This window comes from Sphingomonas sorbitolis (assembly GCF_036663875.1).
In the GTDB taxonomy this organism is placed as follows: domain Bacteria; phylum Pseudomonadota; class Alphaproteobacteria; order Sphingomonadales; family Sphingomonadaceae; genus Sphingomonas.
The window spans coordinates 497,108-515,865 of sequence record NZ_JAXOJS010000003.1; the positions used below are offsets into that span (position 1 = coordinate 497,108).

Annotated in this window: 10 protein-coding genes; 4 read left to right on the forward strand and 6 right to left on the reverse strand. The window is 64.6% G+C overall.

What is annotated here, in order from left to right; genetic code table 11:
• Positions 1 to 13: 13 nt before the first annotated feature.
• From U1763_RS11635 to U1763_RS11655, 5 genes are all read right to left on the reverse strand, one after another.
• The gene (locus U1763_RS11635; RefSeq protein WP_243693405.1) at positions 14 to 2,953 is read right to left on the reverse strand and encodes a TonB-dependent receptor; all 2,940 of its coding nucleotides are present in this window, start codon (positions 2,951 to 2,953) and stop codon (positions 14 to 16) included.
• A 243-nt stretch (positions 2,954 to 3,196) separates the two neighbouring features.
• The gene (locus U1763_RS11640) at positions 3,197 to 4,309 is read right to left on the reverse strand and encodes an RcnB family protein (protein WP_332755327.1); all 1,113 of its coding nucleotides are present in this window, start codon (positions 4,307 to 4,309) and stop codon (positions 3,197 to 3,199) included.
• 111 nt (positions 4,310 to 4,420) lie between these two features.
• Entirely contained in the window at positions 4,421 to 4,906 is a 486-nt protein-coding gene (gene msrC / locus U1763_RS11645; protein ID WP_332755328.1) for a free L-methionine (R)-S-oxide reductase MsrC, read from the reverse strand.
• A gap of 267 nt (positions 4,907 to 5,173) precedes the next feature.
• A complete protein-coding gene (gene arfB / locus U1763_RS11650) occupies positions 5,174 to 5,599 on the reverse strand; it encodes an alternative ribosome rescue aminoacyl-tRNA hydrolase ArfB (protein WP_093399511.1) in 426 nt (141 codons plus the stop codon).
• 15 nt (positions 5,600 to 5,614) lie between these two features.
• On the reverse strand, positions 5,615 to 6,334 hold the full coding sequence (locus U1763_RS11655) for an RluA family pseudouridine synthase (protein WP_332755329.1): 720 nt from the start codon (positions 6,332 to 6,334) through the stop codon (positions 5,615 to 5,617).
• A gap of 48 nt (positions 6,335 to 6,382) precedes the next feature.
• Here U1763_RS11655 and U1763_RS11660 point away from each other — a divergent pair, with 48 nt between their 5' ends.
• Positions 6,383 to 7,129, forward strand: coding sequence for a M15 family metallopeptidase (locus U1763_RS11660; RefSeq protein WP_332755330.1), 747 nt, complete (start codon positions 6,383 to 6,385; stop codon positions 7,127 to 7,129).
• A 192-nt stretch (positions 7,130 to 7,321) separates the two neighbouring features.
• Here the strand turns inward: U1763_RS11660 and U1763_RS11665 are convergent, their stop codons facing one another.
• Positions 7,322 to 7,819: a hemerythrin domain-containing protein gene (locus U1763_RS11665; protein WP_277982987.1), complete on the reverse strand. Its 498-nt coding sequence runs from the start codon at positions 7,817 to 7,819 to the stop codon at positions 7,322 to 7,324.
• A gap of 404 nt (positions 7,820 to 8,223) precedes the next feature.
• Here U1763_RS11665 and rpoB point away from each other — a divergent pair, with 404 nt between their 5' ends.
• From rpoB to U1763_RS11680, 3 genes are all read left to right on the forward strand, one after another.
• Positions 8,224 to 12,378 carry a DNA-directed RNA polymerase subunit beta gene (gene rpoB / locus U1763_RS11670; RefSeq protein ID WP_056051380.1) on the forward strand — a complete coding sequence of 1,385 codons (4,155 nt, stop codon included), beginning with the start codon at positions 8,224 to 8,226 and terminating at the stop codon, positions 12,376 to 12,378.
• A 168-nt stretch (positions 12,379 to 12,546) separates the two neighbouring features.
• Positions 12,547 to 16,833, forward strand: a complete 4,287-nt coding sequence (gene rpoC / locus U1763_RS11675) for a DNA-directed RNA polymerase subunit beta' (RefSeq protein ID WP_056051382.1) — start codon at positions 12,547 to 12,549, stop codon at positions 16,831 to 16,833.
• A 558-nt stretch (positions 16,834 to 17,391) separates the two neighbouring features.
• Complete coding sequence (locus U1763_RS11680) at positions 17,392 to 18,675, forward strand: glycosyltransferase (RefSeq protein WP_332755331.1); 1,284 nt, start codon at positions 17,392 to 17,394, stop codon at positions 18,673 to 18,675.
• The last annotated feature ends 83 nt before the right edge of the window (positions 18,676 to 18,758 follow it).

Consider the following 18,758-nt stretch of genomic DNA (forward strand, 5'->3'; position numbering starts at 1 on the left):
CGTTATCCAAGCGTCAGAAGTTCACCGTCGCGCCGACGAACAGCGTGCGGCCCAGCACGTCATACACGCCGGGATAGGTGTTGCCGTTGCCGAACGACGACAGGATGCCCGAGGCGATCGCCGGCGGATCCTTGTCGAACAGGTTGTTGACGCCGGCGCGAAGCTGGAGCCCCTCGCCGACCGCGACCGTGCCCGCGAGATCGATGTAGTTGTACGCCGAGATCTTCCGATTGATCACGCTCGGCGTCCCCGCGAGGAAGGTGTTGTCCGACAGCGACGACAATTTGACCTGGTCGATATGCCGCCACGACACCGACACGCTCGCGCCCTGCGGCATCTGCCATGTGGTGCGCATCACGTGCCGCCACTTCGGGTTGGGCTGGCCACAGGTGTACCCGAACAACCCCTTGCAGTCATAGCTGCCCAGCCCCTTCAGCGGCTCGGATACCTGTGAGATCAGCCGCGTGCCGACCATGTTGAGGTTAAGCTTGCCGAGCGCGCCGATCCCCAGCGTGTAATCGGCGGTGAGATCGATCCCCGACGTCTTGAGCGACCCGGTGTTGTACGTGGTCGACACGATATAGCCGTTGCTGCCGAACAGCGCGCCCGAACGCGGGTCGCGCGTGAACAGCCCGCAATAGAACGGATCGCTCGCCGCGACGCACTGGCTGATCGCGAGCGACGGATCGACCGAGCTGATATAGTCCTTCACCTTGATGTGGTAATAATCGACCGACAGCGTGAAGTTGCGCACCATCCGCGGCGTCAGCACCATGCCGAGCGTATAGGTGTCGGCCTTTTCAGGCTTCAGCGCAGAATTGCCGCCATATTGCGCCGAGCACGTATCCGACGGGCACTCGACGATGTTGCCATATTGCGCCTGCGTCACGCCGGTCAGGCGGCAGATATCGAGCGAGGCGGTGGGCGACGTCCCCGAACACGGATCCTGTGCGGAGACGTTGCCGATCGAGCGCGAGCCGAACAGCTCGCCGATGTTCGGCGCACGGATCGCCCGGTTATAGCTGAAGCGGAACCGCGCATCCTTGACCGGCGCCCAGCTTGCCTCGCCCTTGTAGGTCCAGACGTTGTATTGCGACTTCAACCCGGTCGACTGCTGGCTGTTGCGATACGCGGAATAGCGCAGGCCGCCGTTGAGCGTCAGTTCGTGCGCGAACGGCAGGTCCTGCAGGATCGGGATCTCGATCTCGCCATAGCCTTCATTGACGGTGATGCGGCCATCCGAATTGGTCGTGCCGCCCTGCTGCGCGATCGCGTCCGCGGTGAAGTTGAGCGTCTCGCGACGATGCTCGCCGCCCAGCGCGATGTTGACGCCGCGCTTCGCCCAGGGGCTGGAGATGCCGAACGTCCCGAGGTCGCCATTCACGTTCGCGGACATCACGTCCAGCACGTTGCGCGACGCGGTGTTGCTCTCCGAAAACAGGTACGCGCCCTGCGCATCGGTGATCGCGTTCGCCTGGAACACGTTGATCGGCACGCACGCCGGGTCGCTGCCATCGATGACCGAGCGACAGGTCGGAACCCCGCCGACGTTGACCACGTCGAGCGCACGCTGCGCCTTCACATTGTCGACGTTGTTCAGATACGTCTCGTTGTAGCGCACCAGGGAATGCAGATAGTTGACGTCGTAGCGGAAGCCGTGACCGAGATCGCCACGGACACCTGCGGAATAGCGATAGTCCTGATGGCGCAGATCGTCGCGACGCGACTGGCCCGAGCCGAGGCGATAACCGATCAACGTATCCTGCGTCGCCGACGTCCCCGCCGCCGCGCCGCACAGCGACTGCTGCTGCGACGCGCTCATCAGCGGGTTGTTGCAGGGGACGGTGAAGGTGGTGCCGAGGAACAATGCGGACGGCGCGACCTGCGAGAAGGTGTGATCCTTCATGTACATGAAGCTGCCATAGACTTCGGCGATCGGTGCGATCTCGAACTTGGCAAACGCGCCGCCGGTAATGCGCTCGTCGGAGCGCTGGAAGTAGTTGGTCGGCGCGTAGTTGTACGCATAGGCCGAGGTGTAGGGCACCCAGGTCGGCGTGCCGTTGGCGTTGTTGGTCAGCGTCCTGCCCGAATTGGGCCCGCCGAGCGGCACGAACGTTCCGATCGGCGTGTTGCTCGATCCGCCGCAGATGAAACCATTGCCCGCGGCATCCGACGGGTTGAGCGCGCAGGCGGAGACATCGCGGTTCGCCTGGAGCACCGGATCGGTGTGACGATAGCCGCCATAGACGGTGATGTTGCCGCGCCCGTTCGCGAAATTCTTGCCGTACGCCGCGTTCAGATCCTGCTTGCCGCCATCGGCGACGCGGCCCGGCGCGTTTGCATAGCCACGCGTGGTCAGGACGTTGCGCACCCCGCTGTTGTCGTTGGTGTGCAACCCAAGCCCGGACTGGACGTCGATCCGCAGCCCGTCGAGATGATCCTTCAGCACGAAGTTGACGACGCCCGCGACCGCGTCCGAGCCGTAGACCGCGGACGCGCCGCCGGTCACCACGTCGACCCGGTCGATCAGCGCCGACGGCACGAAGTTCAGATCGATCGCCTGCTGCGGCATCAAGCGCTGGCCGTTGAGCAGGATCAGCGTGCGGTTCGAGCCCAGGTTGCGCAGGTTAATGTTGGCGGTGCCGTCCGACCCGTTCGAGACGTTCTCGTTCGCGTCGGCGGTGAACTGCGGCAGGCGGTTCAGCACGTTCTCGACGTTGACCGCGCCCTGATACTTGATCTCCTGGTCCGTCACCGAGGTGATAGGACTGTTGCTGGCCAGATCGGGGCGGCGGATGCGCGTGCCGGTGACCACGATGGCGTCGTCTGCGCCCGTTTCGGCGGTTGGCTGCGGCACGGGCACGACCTGCGCATAGGCACTCGACGAGAGCAGCATCGCGACCATCGCGCCCAAGCTCGACCGATTACGAAGTTTTCCGACCAAAAATGTCATGAGTACCCGCGCCCCTGTTTGGATGTTGCGCGCAATCCATCACGTCGCCGAGTTTATGTCAAATATAATATACGATATCCTATATTCATATTGCGTAGATTGGGTGGTGATGGTCTCGGGAGCGCCCGGGCTCCAACCGGAACCGAGCACGCGACTTGGTGACAGGCCAAAAAAAACGCACGCCCCTAAGGACGTGCGCTGATTTTCCGGCTGATCCGCTGGCTTAGCGGCAGCAAATCGCGGTCAACGGCAGTTGCAGGTCGGACGCGCCCGGACGCGCTTTCGCCACGCCTTTCGCGGCGTGTACGACACCGTGTCGTAATATTCGGTCGTGGTCGTCGTCGTTACCATCGGGGCGGACTGGACCACGACCGTGGTTCCGCCGGCGGGATAGACGCTGCCGCTGGTCGTCGTCACCGTCGTCAGGCCGTCGGGCGAAACCCAGCTTCCGCCGGGCGCCGCGGCGTAGCCACGCGGTTGCGCATAGCCAGCGCCATAGGAGACGGGGGGTGCGTAGACGGGCGCGTAAGTAGCCGGCGGCGCATAGCCCGCGCCGTAATCGGCCCGTGGCGGCGGTGCGCGCCGACCGCGATCTTCGCCCTTGTCGATCGCATAGCCCGCCGCTGCCCCGACGCCGGCACCGATCAGCGTGCCGCCAAGACGGTTGCCACGTCCTGCGATGACATTGCCTGCAACGCCGCCTGCGACCGCACCGATCGCCGCGCCGCCGAGACCCGTGTCGCGCCGCGGTGCGCGGTCGTCATAGGGTGCGGCATAACCGCGGTCGGCCGGGCCTGCATAGACCGAGTCGTTCTGCGCATAATCCCGTGGCGCGACCGCGGTGTAACCACCGGAGTCATAGCGGTCCCAGTCGGTGTCGCTCACCGTGTCGTATACCGAGCCGCGCGGATCGATCAGGACGGCATCATCGTAATAGCGCGCCCAGTTATACCCCTGTGGCGGCTGCGGCAGGCCATAGCGCGACCAGTCGTTGATGTAGAAGCGCGGCGCGTTCCAATAGCCCGGCACCGCCCAGCCCCGATGCGGACGGCGGTACGCGGCCCAGCCGCCTGGCGCGTTCGCCCCGCCCCACCAGCGCCCGCCGATCTTGCTGCCCCAGCGCGGCGCGCGGTGACCGGCAGGCTGTGGACCGACAGCCTGCGGGCCGCTGACCTGTGACGACGTGTAGACGACGGGCGGGCGGGCGGCGATCGGTCCTGGCCGGTGCGGCGTTTGCATCGGCGCCTGCATCGCCGTGCCGGGGACGTCGTAGTTGGCGCCGGGGCGGTGCTGCGCGTCCGCTGCGCCGCCACTCGCCAGTGCCATCCCCGCGCTTGCGATCAAAAGCCTCCGCATGTCCGTCTCCCTGGTTTCGCCACCCTATCCCGCGCAAACGCCGAATATCTTAACAGGTTGCTTACCAAAGCCGGGAGGGACTCGCCAGCGAGCGTGCCGTCCCGAAACGGATCAGATCGCGAGACGTTCGGCGAGCAATGCCGCGAGTGCTTCGCACCCTGCCGCGTCTTCGGCGTCGAACCGCGCGGGTTCGGGGCTGTCGAGGTCGAGCACTGCGATCAGCGTGCCGTCCTTGGTGACCGGCACCACCAGTTCTGAACGGCTGGCCGCATCGCAGGCGATGTGACCGGGGAACGCGTGGACGTCCTCGACCAGTTGCGTCTTCAGCGTCGCGGCGGCGGCCCCGCAGACGCCCTTGCCGACCGGAATACGGATGCACGCGACCTTGCCCTGGAACGGGCCGAGCACGAGTTCGCCTTCGACCAGCCGGTAGAAACCTGCCCAGTTCAGGTCGGGGAGATATTCCCATACCAGTGCGGCGGCGTTGGCCATGTTGGCGATCGGATCGGTCTCGTCTACGGTCAGCGCGTCGAGCGCGGCGAGAAGGTCGCGGTAGAGATCGGCCTTGGTGCCGGCGGATATATCGAACTGGTACATCTGTCTTCCTTGGTCGGCGGAGGGCGGTGGTAGCGACACCATGTCGCTCGAAGCCCGAAATAGTTCCTCACCCAGTCATAGTCCGCCAATCCATCATAGTCCGCCACCCCATTATGGCCCGTCACCCCAGCGAAAGCTGGGGTATCCCTGTTGGCGCCTACTGCCCGTTCCACGGGGATACCCCAGCTTTCGCTGGGGTGACGGGCTTTGAGGGGCGGGTGAGCGGCAACGGGCTGTGAGGGGCGGGTGAGCGGCGAAGAGTGTCGCTCAGTCATCGCGGACCTTGCCGCGGCCCGCTTTGACCCCGCTCCGCACCTTCTTCGTATCGACCCGCCGCGCCTTCGCCGCCTTGGACGGCTTGGTCGCGCGGCGGGCTTTTGGGACGATCGTCGCTTCTTTGATCAGCGCCACTAGCCGCTCGCGAACCTCCTGGCGGTTGAGCAGTTGCGACCGCGAGCCTTCGCTGCGCAGCACCAGCACGCCGTCGCGCGTGAGGCGCGATCCGGCCAGCACCGCGATGCGGTTCTTCACCGCCAGCGGCAGGCCGGGCGAGAGGCCGACATCGAAGCGCAGGATCACCGCGCTGTCGGTGGTGTTGACGTGCTGACCGCCGGGACCGCCCGAGCGCGTCGTGCTTTCGATCAGCTCGCTGTCGTCGATCGAGATCGATCGGGTGATCGGGATCGCGACCATCAGCCCCTCGCCCGCTCAGTCGTCGGCGGAGTCGGGCGCCGTTACCGCATCGGCAGCCGGAGCGACGTCGGCGACCGGAGCCGCCTCGTCGGCGAACCCGGCTTTCGCGAAGCGCTCGGGCAACGGCGCTTCGGCCAGCACGTCGGGCTTGCCCGGACGCGGCACGATCAGGCGCTGCGCGTGGAGCATCATGCCGAGGCCGTCCGCCTTGCCGTAGACGCCGTCACCGACCACCGGCGCGCCGAGGCCGCTCGCCGCGTGGACGCGGATCTGGTGCGTGCGGCCGGTCTCGGGCAGGAACTCGACCAGCGAGCGTCCGTCCTTGATTTCCAGCACGCGCCAGTTGGTGCGCGACTTCTTGCCGTTCGGGTCCTCGACCATGCGCCAGCCGGTTTCCGCGGTGCTGACCTTGCCGAGCGCCATCTCGATCAAGCCGGACGTCCCCTCGACCACGCCGTCGAGCAGCGCGACGTAGCGCTTCGAGACGAGGCCCTGCTCGAACGCTTGCTGCAACCGGGCATGCGCCTTCGGGTTGCGCGACAGGAGGAGGCAGCCGCTCGTGTCGCGGTCCAGGCGGTGGACCGCCTTCGGCCAGCGCTGGAAGCCGAACTTCAGGCTTTCGAGATGATTTTCGAGGCTCAGCGAGCCATCGCGGGGCGGATCGACCGGCAGCCCTGCGGGCTTGTCGATCACCAGGGCCTCGCCGTCGAGGAAGAGTACGCGTTCACCATGCATGCCGCCGCCCTTGCCATCATTAGCGCCTGCGTGCCAGAGCCCGCGTCGATGTTGCACCGCACGCTGGCTCTCGCGCTCCTGTTCGCCCCGACCGTGGCGGAAGCCCAATTGTGCGAGGGACAGAGCGCGGCAATCGCCCCCGACGGTCGCGCGTTCGGGCATTTGCCCTATGGCGACGCGCCCGAAAGCGAGCTGGTCACGCTGCCGTCCGAATATTCCGTGGGCAATCCATGCGTGGTGCGTGCCGACATCCTGCCCGACCTGTTGCGGCTGTTCGCGGCGGCGCAGGGCGATCCTTCGGTGATGGGTCAGTTGCGCGCGCTGTCGTGCCAGCGGTCGATCGCCCGCCAGCGCAGCGTCTTCTGTCGCGGCGAGACGAGCAGCCCGGCCGATCGGGCGATCTCGGTCGCGCCGCCGGGGTATAGCGAGCATTCGACCGGCTATGCGCTGGATTTTGCGGTGCGTCCGGCGAACGGATGTCCCGATGCGGAGGCGTGCATGGCCGCGACGCCTGCCGCGCGGTGGCTGCGGGCGAACGCGCCGCGGTTCGGGTTCGAGCAGAGCTTTCCCGGCGGCAACAAGCAGCATGTGAAGTGGGAGCCGTGGCATTGGCGCTGGGTCGGCGTCACCGAGAACGCCCCGGGCGCGGCGAAGGCGCGGTTCGTGTTCGCGCGGGCTCGGCGATTGTATCCGGCCGATCCCGGGGTGTTGCCACTGGTGGTGAAGGTTGTGGCGCAACCGCCGGTGCCGGTGGCGCCTGTGGTTGCCGTCTCGTCGAAGAAGAAGCGGCGGTAGCCAGCGCCGAGGCCTCGCTGACGATCCACAACGGCTCCACCCCGGCGAAGGCCGGGGCCCAATTGGGGGGCGCCGATGATTTAGCTCGGCGCTCCTTTACGACCACCTCACCAATTGGGCCCCGGCCTTCGCCGGGGTGGTACTATCTGGCGGACTCGCCCTGACATTACCAGCTAGTCGCCCCGCCGTCCCTCAGTGCAGCACCAGCCCACCCGGACGCACGACACCGTCACGCAACGCGTGATCGTACAGAATTTCAGTTTCAAGCATCACCTGGCTCGACAGCCGATCGAGCATCGACTCCGCCTGGACGCCGAACTTTTCCCATTCGCCGGGCGCGATGACCGGCAGCCAGCGACCGATGAACGCCTTCCAGTCGGACCGCAGGATGTCGAGATTCCCCTCCATCGTCGCGATCGTGTCGGGCGAATATTTCGCCTCCATCGCCATGACCGTGCGATCGATCACTTCGTCCTCGAGGTCGAGATGCTTGGCGACGGTGATCGCGAGTTCGATCAGCTTGCGCGACGCGATGCCGCTCTGCTCCCGCGACCCTTGCGCTAGGTCGGCGAGTACGACGCATTGCTCGGCGATCCGCTTGTGATCATCGAGTAGTTGCGCCCAGTTCGCGCGATCCTCGTCGGAGGCCGCGTGGACCATCACCCTGTCGGTTGTCACCTTGTCGTTCATCCTGCCGCATCCCCCATACGTATACGATCGACGCTCTACTGCGGATGCGCCTAGCGTTGCAGGCGATCCACAATCTATAGTATTTTCGACACTCTCGGCGTTTCAAAACGACCCGCCCTCAGTCTCGGCCCTCAATCTCGATAGCAGAGCATTGCGTCACACATCGACATCCGCCCTTTGACATGACGCCACGGCGCGCCTATATCCGCATCTCACCACAGCATCCGGGAAATGACATGCCGTCGCGCAGCGTGTCGGTCGTATTGGATACCGAGGTTTCATACGCTGAGAGCCGCCGCACCTGATGCGCGCGGCCTTTTTGCGTGAACGTGCGTCCCGCTTGGGGGTTCCCAAGCACGAAATTACGACTGATCCGTCAGTTTTTATAGGGCGAAACAAAACCTATGGCTTCCAAGGCGATCGAACACGGCACTGCAAAGCGCCGTATCCGCAAGGTTTTCGGCAACATCCACGAAGTCGTGCAGATGCCGAACCTGATCGAAGTCCAGCGTGAGAGCTACGAGCAGTTCCTGCGCTCCGACAAGTCGATCGGCCACGTCTCGGGTCTCGAGAAGACGCTGCGTAGCGTATTCCCGATCCAGGATTTCGCCGGCACCGCCTATCTCGATTTCGACGATTACGTCCTTGAGCCGCCGAAGTTCGACGTCGAGGAATGCCGCCAGCGCGGGATCACCTACGCTGCGCCGATGCGCGTCACGCTGCGCCTGACCGCGTTCGAGGTCGATCCCGATACCGAGGCCAAGTCGGTCATCGATATCAAGGAGCAGGACGTGTACATGGGCGACATGCCGCTCATGACCGAGAATGGCACGTTCTTCATCAACGGCACCGAGCGCGTCATCGTTTCGCAGATGCACCGTTCGCCGGGCGTCCTGTTCGATCACGATCGCGGCAAGACGCACGCATCGGGCAAGTACCTCTTCGCAGCACGCGTGATCCCGTATCGCGGTTCGTGGCTCGATTTCGAGTTCGACGCGAAGGACATCGTCAACGTCCGCATCGATCGCAAGCGCAAGCTGCCCGTCACGGCGCTGCTCTACGCGCTCGGCATGACGTCCGAAGAGATCCTCAACTATTTCTACAACCGCGTGACGTTCGTCCGCGGCCAGGGTGGCTGGATCGTTCCGTTCCAGGTCGAGAACTGGCGTGGCCAGAAGCCGATGTTCGACATCGTCGACGCGAAGACCGGCGAAGTCGTGTTCCCGAACGGCCAGAAGATTTCCCCACGCGCTGCGAACAAGGCGTTCAAGGATGGTCTCACCGATCTGCTGATCCCGACCGAGGAAATCTTCGGCCGCTACAGCGCCTATGACCTGATCGACGAGTCGACCGGCCGCATCTACATCGAAGCCGGTGACGAAGTGACCGCCGAGAACCTCGAACTGCTCGACCAGGCAGGCATCGAGCGTCTCGACCTGCTCGACATCGATCACGTCGCGACGGGTCCGTGGATCCGCAACACGCTCAAGGTCGACAAGGCCGAGGAGCGCGAGCAGGCGCTCAGCGACATCTACCGCGTGATGCGTCCCGGCGAGCCGCCGACGCTGGAGACCGCCGAGGCATTGTTCTCAGGGTTGTTCTTCGATCCGGATCGCTACGACCTGTCGGCGGTGGGCCGCGTGAAGCTTAACATGCGTCTCGACCTCGACGTCGAGGACACCGTGACGACGCTGCGCACCGAGGACATTCTCGAGGTCATCAAGACGCTCGTGAACCTCAAGGACGGCAAGGGCGAAATCGACGATATCGACAACCTCGGTAACCGTCGTGTCCGTTCGGTCGGCGAACTGCTCGAGAACCAGTACCGCGTCGGCCTGCTCCGCATGGAGCGCGCCGTTAAGGAGCGCATGTCGTCGGTCGACGTCTCGACCGTCATGCCGAACGACCTGATCAACGCGAAGCCTGCGGTTGCCGCGGTCCGCGAATTCTTCGGCTCGTCGCAGCTGTCGCAGTTCATGGACCAGACCAACCCGCTGTCGGAAGTCACCCACAAGCGTCGCGTGTCGGCACTTGGACCAGGTGGTCTGACGCGTGAGCGCGCAGGCTTCGAAGTCCGCGACGTTCACCCGACGCATTACGGCCGCATCTGCCCGATCGAGACGCCGGAAGGCCCGAACATCGGTCTGATCAACTCGCTGGCGTCGTTCTCGCGCGTCAACAAGTACGGCTTCATCGAGACGCCATACCGCAAGGTCGTCGACCACAAGGTGACCGACGACGTCGTGTACCTGTCGGCGATGGAAGAGGCCAAGCACACGATCGCGCAGGCCAACGCCGAGCTCGATTCGTCGAACGGCTTCGTCGAGGAGCTGGTGTCGTCGCGTCAGGCTGGCGAATTCCTGATGGCGCTGCCGGACAACATCACGTTGATGGACGTCAGCCCCAAGCAGCTCGTCTCGGTCGCCGCATCGCTCATTCCGTTCCTGGAAAACGATGACGCCAACCGCGCGCTGATGGGCTCGAACATGCAGCGTCAGGCTGTGCCGCTCGTCCAGGCCGAGGCGCCGTTCGTCGGCACCGGCATGGAAGAGACCGTGGCACGTGACTCTGGTGCAGCAATCTCGGCCAAGCGTGCGGGCATCGTCGATCAGGTCGACGCGGCGCGTATCGTGATCCGGGCAACCGGCGAGATCGATGCCGGCAAGTCGGGCGTCGACATCTACACGCTGATGAAGTTCCAGCGCTCGAACCAGTCGACCTGCATCAACCAGCGTCCGCTGGTGAAGGTGGGCGATGCGGTTCGTGCCGGCGACGTGCTCGCCGACGGCCCGTCGACCGAGTTCGGCGAGCTGGCGCTGGGTCGCAACAGCCTCGTCGCGTTCATGCCGTGGAACGGCTACAACTACGAGGACTCGATCCTGATCTCCGAGCGGATCGTGAAGGACGACGTGTTCACGTCGATCCATATCGACGAGTTCGAGGTGATGGCGCGCGATACCAAGCTCGGGCCTGAGGACATCACGCGCGACATCCCGAACGTCGGCGAGGAAGCCCTTCGCAACCTCGACGAAGCGGGCATCGTCTACATCGGTGCAGAGGTCGAGCCTGGCGATATCCTGGCCGGCAAGATCACGCCGAAGGGTGAATCGCCGATGACGCCGGAGGAGAAGCTTCTCCGTGCGATCTTCGGCGAGAAGGCCAGCGACGTGCGCGATACGTCGCTTCGCCTGCCGCCGGGCGTGTCGGGTACGGTCGTCGACGTTCGCGTCTTCAACCGTCACGGCATCGACAAGGACGAGCGCGCGATGGCGATCGAGCGCGAGGAGATCGAGCGCCTGAAGAAGGATTCGGACGACGAGCGTTCGATCCTGAACCGTGCGACCTGGTCGCGTCTTCGCGAGATGCTGCTCGACCAGACCGCCACCTCGGCGCCGAAGGGCGTCAAGAAGGGCGTCGTGATCGACATGGATCTGCTCGACAGCGTCGACCGCCACGAGTGGTGGAAGTTCGCGGTCGCCGACGACAAGGTCCAGAGCGATCTGGAAGCGGTCAAGATCCAGTATGACGATGCCGCCAAGCTGATCACGGACAAGTTCCACGATCGTCGCGAGAAGCTGGAGCGTGGTGACGAGCTGTCGCCGGGCGTGCTGAAGATGGTCAAGGTGTTCGTCGCGGTGAAGCGCAAGCTGCAGCCGGGCGACAAGATGGCCGGCCGTCACGGCAACAAGGGCGTCATCAGCCGCATCCTGCCGGCGGAGGACATGCCGTTCCTCGCCGACGGTACGCCGGTCGATATCGTGCTCAACCCGCTGGGCGTGCCGTCGCGCATGAACGTCGGGCAGATCTTCGAGACGCATCTGGGCTGGGCCGCACGTGGCCTGGGTCAGTCGATCACCGCGGCTCTCGAGACGTGGCGCGAAGAGAATCCGGACGCCAAGCCGGGTGCGATGCCCGAGGCGGTCCGCGATCGCCTCAAGACGGTGTACGGCGAGCAATATCACGCCGAGATCGACGCCCGCACGGGTGACGAGATCGTCGAGCTGGCCAAGAACCTGAAGGGCGGCGTGCCGATGGCGACGCCGGTGTTCGATGGTGCCCGCGAAGCCGACGTCTCGGCGATGCTGGCGCTGGCGGGCCTCGACACGTCGGGTCAGTCGGACCTGTTCGACGGCCGCACCGGCGATCAGTTCGATCGCAAGGTGACGGTGGGCTACATCTACATGCTGAAGCTCCACCATCTGGTCGACGACAAGATCCACGCACGGTCGATCGGGCCGTACTCGCTGGTCACGCAGCAGCCGCTGGGTGGTAAGGCGCAGTTCGGTGGGCAGCGCTTCGGCGAGATGGAGGTCTGGGCACTCCAGGCCTACGGCGCGGCGTATACCTTGCAGGAAATGCTGACGGTGAAGTCGGACGACGTGGTCGGCCGCACCAAGGTCTACGAGGCGATCGTCAAGGGCGACGACACGTTCGAGGCCGGCATCCCGGAGAGCTTCAACGTTCTCGTCAAGGAAATGCGCTCGCTCGGCCTGAATGTGGACCTGAAGCAGTCGGAGCCCGGCTTCGACAGCGACGGCATCCAGATCGCGGCGGAGTAGTTCCTTTGCCCTCCCCTCCCGCTCGCGGGAGGGGACCGAGGGGTGGGCTCCCGGCCGGCAGCGAAACGCGACGTCGATGCCGGGCGCCCACCCCCTCCAGCCTGAAGAGGCTGGGCCCCTCCCCCTCCCGCAAGCGGTAGGGGGGAAGATTTTTCCTAAGGACAGCTCATGAACGAGATGACCCCCTTCGCCAATCCGGTTGCCAAGACCGAGACGTTCGACCAGATCCAGATCGGCATCGCGTCCCCGGACAAGATCCGTTCGTGGTCGTTCGGCGAGATCAAGAAGCCCGAGACCATCAACTACCGCACGTTCAAGCCCGAGCGTGACGGCCTGTTCTGCGCGCGCATCTTCGGTCCGATCAAGGACTACGAGTGCCTGTGCGGCAAGTACAAGCGCATGAAGTACAAGGGCATCGTCTGCGAGAAGTGCGGCGTCGAGGTTACCGTCTCGAAGGTCCGCCGCGAGCGGATGGGCCATATCGAGCTCGCCGCGCCGGTCGCGCACATCTGGTTCCTGAAGTCGCTGCCGTCGCGCATCGGCCTGCTGCTCGACATGCAGCTGAAGCAGCTCGAGCGCGTGCTGTACTTCGAGGCGTACATCGTCATCGAGCCGGGCCTGACCCCGCTCGAGAAGTACCAGCTGATGACCGAGGACGAGCTCCTCGACGCGCAGGACCAGTATGGCGAGGACGCGTTCTCGGCCGGTATCGGTGCCGAAGCGGTCCGCATCATGCTCGAATCGCTCGATCTCGTCGGTGAGCGTACCGCGCTGCTCGAAGAGCTCGCGGTCACCAAGTCCGAACTGAAGCCCAAGAAGATCATCAAGCGGCTGAAGGTCGTCGAGAGCTTCATCGATTCGGGCAACCGCCCCGAGTGGATGATCCTCGAAGTCGTTCCGGTCATCCCGCCCGAGCTGCGCCCGCTGGTGCCGCTGGACGGTGGTCGTTTCGCGACGTCGGATCTGAACGATCTGTATCGCCGCGTGATCAACCGCAACAACCGCCTGAAGCGCCTGATGGAGCTTCGTGCGCCGGACATCATCGTCCGCAACGAGAAGCGCATGCTCCAGGAGGCCGTCGACGCACTGTTCGACAATGGTCGCCGCGGTCGCACGATTACGGGCGCGAACAAGCGTCCGCTGAAGTCGCTGTCCGACATGCTCAAGGGCAAGCAGGGCCGCTTCCGCCAGAATCTGCTCGGCAAGCGCGTCGACTATTCGGGTCGTTCGGTCATCGTGACCGGACCTGAGCTGAAGCTGCACCAGTGCGGCCTGCCGAAGAAGATGGCGCTCGAGCTGTTCAAGCCGTTCATCTACGCACGTCTCGATGCGAAGGGTCTGTCGATGACCCTGAAGCAGGCGAAGAAGTGGGTCGAGAAGGAGCGCAAGGAAGTCTGGGATATCCTGGACGAGGTGATCCGCGAGCATCCGGTCATGCTGAACCGTGCGCCGACGCTTCACCGTCTCGGCATCCAGGCGTTCGAGCCGGTATTGATCGAGGGCAAGGCGATCCAGCTTCACCCGCTGGTCTGCTCCGCGTTCAACGCCGATTTCGATGGCGATCAGATGGCCGTGCACGTTCCGCTGAGCCTCGAGGCTCAGCTCGAAGCACGCGTCCTGATGATGTCGACGAACAACATCCTGTCGCCCGCCAACGGCAAGCCGATCATCGTTCCGTCGCAGGACATGGTCCTCGGTCTCTATTATCTGTCGATGATGAAGGAGAACGAGCCGGGCCAGGGGATGCTGCTCGGTGACATGGCCGAAGTGCACCAGGCGCTGAACGCTCAGGCGGTCACGCTGCACACCAAGGTCATCAGCCGCGTTCCGCAGACCGACGAGAAGGGCAAGCAGTACCTCAAGCGGTACGAGACGACCCCGGGCCGCATGCTGCTGGGCGAGTGCCTGCCGCACAGCCACAAGGTGCCGTTCGACACCGTCAACCGCCTCCTCACCAAGAAGGACGTGGGCGACGTGATCGACGAGGTCTATCGTCACACCGGCCAGAAGGAGACCGTGCTGTTCGCCGACGCGATCATGTCGCTCGGCTTCCGCCACGCATTCCGCGCCGGCATCTCGTTCGGCAAGGACGACATGATCATTCCGGACGCCAAGGTTGGTCTGGTCGACGACACCAAGGCACTCGTGAAGGACTTCGAGCAGCAGTATCAGGACGGTCTGATCACGCAGCAGGAGAAGTACAACAAGGTGATCGACGCCTGGAGCCGTTGCGGTGACCAGGTCGCGAACGCCATGATGGACGAGATCCGTGCGGTGAAGGTCGACGAGGAGACCGGTCGTGAAAAGCCGATCAACTCGATCTACATGATGGCCCACTCGGGTGCTCGCGGATCGCAGGCGCAGATCAAGCAGCTTGCCGGTATGCGTGGCCTGATGGCCAAGCCGTCGGGCGAGATCATCGAAACGCCGATCATCTCGAACTTCAAGGAGGGCCTGACCGTCCTTGAGTACTTCAACTCGACCCACGGCGCTCGCAAGGGCCTCGCGGATACGGCGTTGAAGACGGCCAACTCGGGCTACCTGACGCGTCGTCTGGTCGACGTGTCGCAGGATTGCGTCATCATCGAACCGGATTGCGGCACCACGCGCGCACTCGAAATGAAGGCGATCCTTCAGGGTGGTTCGACCATCGCATCGCTCGGCGAGCGCATCCTCGGTCGTACGACCGCGGAGGACATCGTCGATCCGAAGACCGGCAAGGTCGTCATCCCGTCGGGCACGCTGCTCGACGAGCCGATGATCACGACGATCGAGGGTCTCGGCACGCAGTCGTGCAAGATCCGCAGCCCGCTGGTCTGCGAGTCGAAGATCGGCGTCTGCGGCAAGTGCTACGGGCGCGATCTCGCCCGCGGTACGCCGGTGAACATCGGTGAAGCTGTCGGCGTCATCGCCGCACAGTCGATCGGTGAGCCGGGCACGCAGCTGACGATGCGTACGTTCCACATCGGTGGTGCGGCGCAGCTCAACGAAACGTCGAACCTCGAGGCTCATGCCGACGGTACGGTGCAGTTCCGCGATCTGCGTATCATCGTCGACCAGCGTGGCCGTCGCGTGGTGCTCAGCCGCTCGGGCGAAATCGCGATCGTCGACATGGACGGCCGCGAACTCTCGGTCGATCGCATCCCCTACGGTGCGTACGTGCTGTTCGACGATGGTCACATCGTGTCGCGCGGCGATCGGATGGCCGAGTGGGATCCGTTCACCATGCCGGTGATCACGGAGAACCCGGGCACGATCAAGTATGTCGACCTGATCGAGGGCAAGACGCTCACCGAGCAGACCGACGAAGCCACGGGCATCGCCCAGCGCGTCGTGATCGAATATCGTGCGGCGACCAAGTCGAAGGAGGATCTGCGTCCGCGCATGACCCTGCTCGACGAGACGTCGGGCGAGACCGGTCGTTACATGCTGGCGATCGGCGCTACGCTGTCGGTCGAGGATGGCGCACAGGTGTTCGGCGGCGACGTCGTGGCCCGCGTCAGCCGCGAGAGCGCCAAGACGCGCGACATCACGGGTGGTCTGCCGCGTGTTGCCGAGCTGTTCGAGGCACGTATCCCCAAGGACTCGGCGATCATCGCCAAGATCTCGGGCCGCGTCGTGTTCGGCAAGGACTATAAGGCGAAGCGCAAGATCGGCATCCAGCCCGAGGATGGCGGCGACGTCGTCGAGTATCTGGTGCCGAAGTCGAAGGTCATCGACGTGCAGGAAGGCGATTACGTCAAGCGCGGCGATAACCTGATTGGCGGCTCGCCCGATCCGCACGACATCCTCGAGACGATGGGCATCGAACCCCTCGCCGAGTATCTCGTGTCGGAAATCCAGGAGGTCTATCGTCTCCAGGGCGTGAAGATCAACGACAAGCACATCGAGACGATCGTTCGTCAGATGCTGCAGAAGGTTGAGATCACCGACGGCGGCGACACCACGCTGCTGAAGGGCGAGCAGGTCGATCGCGAGGAAATGGACGCGACCAACGAGAAGCTCGAGAAGAAGCAGACCCGCGCACAGGGCAAGCCCATCCTGCTCGGCATCACCAAGGCGTCGCTGCAGACTCGCAGCTTCATCTCGGCGGCATCGTTCCAGGAGACCACCCGCGTCCTCACCGAGGCAGCGGTCCAGGGTAAGCAGGACATGCTGATGGGCCTGAAGGAGAACGTGATCGTCGGCCGGCTCATCCCGGCAGGCACCGGTGCAGGCCTCAACCGCCTGCGTGTCGTGGCCAACAGCCGCGACGCCGCGATGCGCGTCCAGCAGCGCAAGATGGCGGAGGTGTCGATCGTGGCACCGATGTCGGCTGCCGACGAGCATGCTGCCGAACTGGCACGTTCGCCGCGTGATGCAGGCGGCACGGGTGAGGATCCGCTCGCGGCAGTCGTCACCTCGGGCACCGGCACCGACGCGGATGCCGGCGAGTATCTGAACGAAGCCGAGTAATCGGTTTCGTCATACGCCTTCCGCGCTGGCTAAGGAAAAGGCCGCCGTCCGGGATACCGGGCGGCGGCCTTTTTCGTTTTGGCGCGCAGATGCAGAGAAGGACTGATCGACCTTCAGAGCATTGAAAGGGCTTCAGTCCCGAATTTCCCGGTCGGTTTGATGGGTTCGGAGGGTACAGCTGTAAGGTAAGCTGTTTCCCCGCGAAGGCGGGGATCCAGACTGGGCTCCCGCCTTCGCGGGAGAACAAGAAGGTGCCGCCGTCGAACTGCGGGTCGGCTCTTACTCGAGAGGGATACCGACGCGGTCCGGCGTTCCCCGTTCTGCAAGACACGTCTTTCGATTTGCGCGACCGTGAATCCCGGAACTTGTCCGGCATGACGCGGAAAATGCGGATCTGGCGGTCCGAGCTGACAGTAGATCGGCCCCCTTAGCGCGCGTGGCTTCATGCTGTGCACCACGGCATCGACGATTTCTCCGCAACAAAGGAGTCGCATTCCCGCTGTACGGCTGCGGCGGGTGCTGTCGAAATTAGCGGCCGGGAAGGACAACACAGAGCCGATGCGAAAGATCGTTCTCGCCACGATCGGCTCGCTCGGCGACCTGCATCCCTTCATCGCGATCGGCCTTGCGCTGAAGGCCAGAGGGTTCGCGGTCGTGCTGGCGGTACCTGCCGATCACGTCGCCAAGGTCGAAGCCGCGGGGCTGACCGGCATCGCCATCGTCGGCGGGTTCGACGCGTTGACGGAGACTTTGGGCATGCCGCCCGACCAGGTCGCAAAGCGCATCATGTCGGATCAGACCTATCTGATGAACCGAATCCTGATGCCGTGGCTCGCCGACAGCACGACGGCGCTCGACGAGGCGATGGAGGGTGCGGTCGCCTTGGTCGCCTCGCTGTTCGTCTTCGCCGCGCCAATCGTCGCCGAGACGCGTGGCGTGCCGCTGGTCAACGTTCTGCTCCAGCCCATGGCGACCTTCTCCGCCTATGCGCCACCCCGCACGCCCGACTTCGCAATGATGGCCCACGCACCGACCGGGCCGATCGGCCGCGCCTGGAACCGGTCGGTGTACCGGGTCATGCGTGGAGTCCTGCGACATCGGTATGGACGGCACGTCGATACGGTTCGCAAGACACGCGGCCTGCCGCCGTCACGCCAGGCGTTGCTGCTCGAGACGCCCGTGAGCGCCGACCTGACCTTGTGCTGCTATTCGCCGGCCATCGCGCCGCGCCAGCCTGACCTGCCGGACATTGCGCGCGTCACCGGCTTTGCGATTTTCGACAGCGATACCGGGGCGCCCGAAAGGCTTGAGCCAACGCTCGAGGCGTTCCTCGCCGCCGGTCCACCGCCGCTGGTCTTCACGCTGGGATCCTTTGCGACGTTTGCGCCGGGCGACTTCTACACCACCGCAGCGGCGACCGCGCGAGCACTTGGCCTACGCGCGGTACTGCTGACAGGCAGCGACGATCAGGCAACGGCCAGCGAACATATCCATGTCTGCCGCTATGCGCCGCACTCGCTGCTGTTCCCGCGGGCGTGCGCGATCGTCCATCACGGCGGCGCGGGGTCGACCGGCCAGGCGCTGCGGGCCGGCAAGCCGCAACTCGTCGTCCCGCACATGGGTGATCAGTACGACAACGCGCACCGCATCCAATCGATCGGCGTCGGCAAGACGCTGTCGTCGAAGCACTTCACGATCACGCGTGCTGGTGCCGCGATCACCGCCATCCTGACCGACCGGATGCGCGAGACGGCCGCGCAGGTCGGCGCGCAGGTTGCGCGGGAGAACGGCGCAGAAGCTGCTGCGGACGCGATCGCCGCGCTCGTCGTTGTGCGCGGCTGACTTGGTCGACAGTTTTCAGTGACCATGGTGACAAAAAGATCATCGACGCCAGGCGTTGCCGTCGCGCCTTGGCGCAGCTAGGC

Bases quoted from the DNA above. Each gene is read 5' to 3' on its own strand.
- U1763_RS11635 (WP_243693405.1), bottom strand. From the start codon at position 2,953: ATGACATTTTTGGTCGGAAAACTTCGTAATCGGTCGAGCTTGGGCGCG.
- U1763_RS11640 (WP_332755327.1), bottom strand. From the start codon at position 4,309: ATGCGGAGGCTTTTGATCGCAAGCGCGGGGATGGCACTGGCGAGTGGC.
- msrC (WP_332755328.1), bottom strand. From the start codon at position 4,906: ATGTACCAGTTCGATATATCCGCCGGCACCAAGGCCGATCTCTACCGC.
- arfB (WP_093399511.1), bottom strand. From the start codon at position 5,599: ATGGTCGCGATCCCGATCACCCGATCGATCTCGATCGACGACAGCGAG.
- U1763_RS11655 (WP_332755329.1), bottom strand. From the start codon at position 6,334: ATGCATGGTGAACGCGTACTCTTCCTCGACGGCGAGGCCCTGGTGATC.
- U1763_RS11660 (WP_332755330.1), top strand. From the start codon at position 6,383: ATGTTGCACCGCACGCTGGCTCTCGCGCTCCTGTTCGCCCCGACCGTG.
- U1763_RS11665 (WP_277982987.1), bottom strand. From the start codon at position 7,819: ATGAACGACAAGGTGACAACCGACAGGGTGATGGTCCACGCGGCCTCC.
- rpoB (WP_056051380.1), top strand. From the start codon at position 8,224: ATGGCTTCCAAGGCGATCGAACACGGCACTGCAAAGCGCCGTATCCGC.
- rpoC (WP_056051382.1), top strand. From the start codon at position 12,547: ATGAACGAGATGACCCCCTTCGCCAATCCGGTTGCCAAGACCGAGACG.
- U1763_RS11680 (WP_332755331.1), top strand. From the start codon at position 17,392: ATGCGAAAGATCGTTCTCGCCACGATCGGCTCGCTCGGCGACCTGCAT.